1 pseudogene is annotated in these 1,343 nt (G+C 55.8%); it reads right to left on the minus strand.

The window, feature by feature from the left end:
• Positions 1-382, minus strand: a pseudogene (locus CQ12_RS47730) (transposase); the annotation flags it as partial.
• Positions 383-1,343 lie beyond the last annotated feature (961 nt).

Raw genomic sequence — 1,343 nt, forward strand, 5'->3', positions numbered from 1 at the left:
ATGCATGCGTCACTGGCCCGATCTTCACTGGGCCGGGGCAGTCCACCCATCCGCAACCAACGCTGGGTGCGGGTTAGAAGTGCAAGCGCTGCCTGGTAAAGTATGGTCCTGAGCATCACATTGCCGCACCTCGAAATAGCGCCATTCCGATCGCTTCCCCAGATGCGTATTTGCGTGGCATGAGGCCGAGATGCGCGCCAACGTCGCGGGAGCGTTGAAAGCGATCTGGGTAATCAATGGCCCTTAGAAACTTGATAGCCGTCAGTCCCCGAGAATGTACCTTCCGAAGTACCGCCTCGATATCCATTTCCTCAGTCATTTGATTCGGGCATGCCTTCAAGTTTTCGATCTCTGTGATCAAGATTGTGGCCGCCTGGGGCATGCCGCGGAACTGGGGTGCCTGGCGATTCGACTCTCGGATCGTGCGGGTCGACCACGATCACCGCGGGGGAGGAGCCGGTGCCCTGCCCGCGATCTTCGAGGCCTTTGCGCATTCCGCGAGAAGATCCGTGTGGCGATCGAGCTAAAGTCGGCGCTGCATACGGGAGCAGGCCTTAATCGCCGGAGGGCGGCGGATCCTGATCGGCCGCTACCGGGGGCCTCATATCGAGACCACGGAATGCTCGAGGCCGCTTAGAGGCTACCGTCGCTCGAGATTACGTTTTGACCGTGACAATCCGGGGCATCAGGATCTGTCAGAGAGGTTATCGAAGGACAGCGGACGCATTCTAACCTGCCCCTTACGATCCAACGCTCCTGCCATGCAACGTCTCCGGATAGCACATGACTCTAAGAAGCGACAATCGGTAGTTGTTCTCGATAGATTCTTTGAACTGCGGTGCACACGCCGGCTTCTAAGGACGATTAGTACACGTTGAACAAACTTGTCACACACTAAAAGATGACGCAAAAAGCGAGTCAACCGAAAATGATCGCCATGTTCTTCTGCGATCTCACTGGCTCACAAGGATGCTGGGCTCTTTCAGTTGTCCCATGATGCTCGACGCTTCCTTTGCCTTCACTAGGGTAAGGACCGAAGCCGTGATTGAATGAATTGACGCAGATCTTTCTTCTCTGCCCAATGGTGAAGATGCCAATGCTGTCGGCATTGGATGGTAATCGGTACCTTAGACTGGATGCTCCATGAGCATCGTCGTATCTAGTCTCAAAGAACTCCGAAGCGGACCAACTTGCGGCGGCGGACAGGATGAACAGCCGAGCACCGGAGGGATCAATTGCGATGACGGATGAGCCCCGCCGGAAACGGAACTTGATTCCGTTAAAAAAGGCGTTGGAGCGGGGCGGTTTCGGCCGGACCAAGGCCTACAAGCTGATCAAGAAGG

The organism is Bradyrhizobium jicamae, from assembly GCF_001440395.1.
GTDB lineage: Bacteria > Pseudomonadota > Alphaproteobacteria > Rhizobiales > Xanthobacteraceae > Bradyrhizobium > Bradyrhizobium jicamae.